The organism is Photobacterium sanguinicancri, from assembly GCF_002265265.1.
Taxonomy (GTDB): Bacteria; Pseudomonadota; Gammaproteobacteria; order Enterobacterales; family Vibrionaceae; genus Photobacterium; species Photobacterium sanguinicancri.
This window is the reverse complement of sequence record NZ_NOIF01000292.1, coordinates 1-3,562: the sequence shown is the minus strand read 5'-3', so window position 1 is coordinate 3,562 and position 3,562 is coordinate 1. Positions and strand designations below refer to the sequence as shown.

The 3,562-nt window shown below is 44.5% G+C and carries 3 protein-coding genes; 2 read left to right on the top strand and 1 reads right to left on the bottom strand.

Annotated features, from left to right (window positions below; translation table 11 throughout):
* Nucleotides 1-28: 28 nt before the first annotated feature.
* Nucleotides 29-454 carry a hypothetical protein gene (locus ASV53_RS23255; protein ID WP_094958885.1) on the top strand — a complete coding sequence of 142 codons (426 nt, stop codon included), beginning with the start codon at nt 29-31 and terminating at the stop codon, nt 452-454.
* A 65-nt stretch (nt 455-519) separates the two neighbouring features.
* Nucleotides 520-3,219, top strand: coding sequence for a DNA polymerase (locus tag ASV53_RS23250; protein WP_094958884.1), 2,700 nt, complete (start codon nt 520-522; stop codon nt 3,217-3,219).
* Nucleotides 3,220-3,251: 32 nt separating this feature from the next.
* On the opposite strand, the gene ASV53_RS25865 is transcribed toward ASV53_RS23250, so the two are convergent.
* A partial coding sequence (locus tag ASV53_RS25865) for a hypothetical protein (protein ID WP_205049229.1) occupies nt 3,252-3,562 on the bottom strand: 311 nt, incomplete at its 5' end.

The following is a 3,562-nucleotide window of genomic DNA, read 5'->3' as shown; positions in this document are numbered from 1 at the left end:
ATTGTATATTTTTTAAGGACTAAGTCTTATGAATGCTTTATTCGTGAAAACAAAATCTGGCGTTGCTAACCTTGCCAACGGTAAAACAGTTCTACCTTCGAGTGACCGCGTTGTGGTCCTAGATAAAAACTGTAACTTGATTCTTAATGAGTCAGGTGACCATGTTGGGAAGTTGTTCGATAAGATCTCGAACGCGGTGAAGCCGGAAAAAGGGAAGTGTTTGATCCTTGAAAGCGGCGGCTGGATACACGCGAGTGCTATCTCCAATGCTTTCATCTCGGGTAAATCGGGTGCGCTTCTGATTACGGCAATGAACAGTGACAATTTGCTTGCTATGTTTACTCCGGAAGAGTTTTCAGATTTAGAAGGTCTGCGCGATGCAATAGTCGATGATTTGATCGAGTTCTCGGAAGGTAATGATATGCCGAAGATTAACTGGTCAGAGTTTAAGTAAACATTGTTGTACCCCTTTCAAAAAGACGCCAGAAGGCGTCTTTTTGTGTATCTGGAGATTTTATCATGAGTGAATCATTTGATTGGCTTGAGCAGGATTCAGGCTTAACGATGGACAACTTGGCAACATCAGGTTGGACTGAGGAAGAACACGTGAGTACCTGGGGTGTACCTCGACATGCTGACGTTGAACCGTCTTCTTTTGAGAGTGTAGAGCGTAAAGCAAAGCCGCTGGTGGGTCGTAAGCCCAAAAAGAAGAAAGAAGCTAAGCGTAAACGGCGAGAAGCCACACCGTTCTTTGAACGGCCTGTGATAGCAATAGATACGGAATACGTAGAGTCCAAATGTGGAACCTACAACCGGATATTGAGTTATCAATTCGCCATTCTATTCAGAGGTAAGATATCAACGATAATCTTGTTTCCTGAATCGACCAAGAAGTCGGGTCGTCTTGCACTGGACAAATGTTTGGTGCAAGCAATCGAAAAGGCAATGGATGATGAGGTACTGAGCACATGGCCGACCGATATCATTTTGTGCGCTCACTGGTTATCTGCTGACCTGTTTAATTTCAGTAAAGCCTTTGACCAATTGAAAACTCATGTGAATGGACTTCGTAAAACAGTGGCGAGCCTCGACGATGTTTACGGTCTTGACCTTGATAAAGTCATATCCCGCCGCATCGACAAAGAACCTCTCAATGTCCATGACAAATCCCGAAACCGTCACACCTTATACATTACCTTCTACGACACCATGTTGCTTGCTCCGAATGGCCAGTCACTGGCATCCGTGGGTGAGTTGCTGGAAGTCCCAAAGGTTGAAATACCCGAACCTTACTCCATCTCGCGGATGGATGAGTTTCTAGAAGCTGAGCCTGGAAAATTCGCGGAATATTCCTTAACCGATGTAATCATCACGGCTCGCCACTTCGAGCGGGTATCTTCCTTCTGCCAACATACATTGGGTTTAAAGTCTGTTCCGTTCACCATTGGCGGCATTGCCGTTAAAGCGTTTGTGAACAGTTTGGATGATAAGCGTGGTTATCGGGGGTTGTTTGGTTTTGAGAAGGTGACGAAAGAAGTGTGGCCTTCTGACCGAAGCAAGCCACTAACATTGACTCGTGATGTTCCAGTAACGGCTCGTATGACGTTAGAACATTTTTCAACCACTTGCTACCATGGAGGCCGCAACGAGTCATTTATCGCAGGTCCTTCCTCAATTGATACTTGGTGCGACTACGACGTTCCTAGTTGCTATTCGGCTATTACGCTTGGTTTACGTGAGTTAGCGTACGATCAAATGTATATGACAAAAGATCTACATGACCTCTTCGGTGATAAATGTGCTTTAGCTTGGGTTGAGTTTAAGTTCCCTGAGAACACTCGGTTTCCAAGCTTAGCGGTTCGTTCTGAATATGGTTTGATTTTTCCGCTATCTGGCGAGACTCACTGTACAGGTCACGAGTTGGAAGTAGCTTACAACCAAGGTGCTAAGATTACGATCAAGCAAGCGTTTGTGGTTCCTTGGAAGAATGATGTGCGGATCTTCGAAGACTTTATGAAGTGGGGACGAGAACGACGTAAGTCATTCGTCAAGGGAAGCTTTGATGAAAAAATGACCAAGGAGATGTTAAATAGTTGTTACGGGAAACTGGCGCAATCACTGCGTCCAAAGCGGTCATTTGATATACAGGCCGGATACTCTACACAATTACCTCCATCTACTCTTACCAATCCATTTTTTGCTGCCTATACAACAGGCCTAGCTAGAGCTTTGTTGAGTTTTTTGCTTCACAGTATCCCAGATGACAAGGTGGTGGTGTCTGTCACGACAGATGGATTTTTGACCAATGCTAAATTGGATGAGATCGACCTCTCAGGTCCTATCTGTCAACGCTTTAGAGATCTATATCATCGTATCGATCCTAATGGTGGTGAGATACTTGAATTGAAGCATAAAGCTAAGCAGTTAATCGGTGCTAAGACTCGTGCTCAATACACTGTAATCGAAAGTGAAGGTTATGAGCCAGTACTCGCTAAAGGTGGCGTTAAGGTCGATCCAATGGTTGCTGACCAAAGTGCTTACATGGTGGATATGTATCTGAGTCGTAAAGCGGGTGACAAAGTCGATGGTAGCTATTTAACTCCGAATCGAGTGCGTTTCCTTGAGCACAAAGACTTAATGCTGGAGAAGCGTTCAATCTTCCTGAACATGGAGTATGACCAGAAGCACCAACTAGTTAACCCAACCATGATTGATGTGAAAGGTCGTCAACATATCGCTTTGGAAACCAAACCGCACAAGTCGTTAGATGACATGTTGTTTACTCGCTTACGCTTTGATCGTTGGCGTAAAACTCACTGCTTGAAGACGCTAGAGGATTGGTATGGCTGGCAGGATCGCCTTGTGATGGCTGAAACGGCTAGTAACAAAGATGTTCGTTTAAAGGCTGATGAGACCTCGGATAGCTTGATGGCTCGATTGTTCTTGCGGTTCTATGCTCATGAGAAAGGTGGAATATCCAAGAAAGACATAACTGCTAAAGCCTTAGCTGAGTGGTTGACTGACAACGGTTATCCAACGAAAGCAACTACTGTACGCAGTGCGAAACAAGCCAAGTTAATCGAAGGTGCTGTACCAACAACAGAGCAAACAATAAATCTTGCTCAACTAATAGTCTCGAAGTTTCCTGACTTTGAAGTTGAAATCCTCTTCAACCCTGATTCCCGTTCTGCATTACGGGAAGCTCTCAACGCCAGTTGAGATCGTAAAGATTGACTAATCGAAAGCCCTTGTCACAAAGGGCTTTTTCTTCTCTGTGCGTTTTGTCCGTTGGGGATATATAGATTCAGCCCCGCACACGCACGTATTTCCAATTTTCTAACTGCCGCAATTTCGTGGCGAAATTTACTTTTAATATTAAGGAGGGCCAAATCATGGCCAAAAAATACTATTATGCAGCTATCAACGACAACGAAGCTCGTGTTGTTACTACATGGGCTCTGGCGGATCCCCACATAATTTACGCACGATAATTGTTCCTTGCCATTAGAATTAGGGTGGATTGCGCCCAGCGTATTACTGGTTCGTTGATGTGATATTCCAG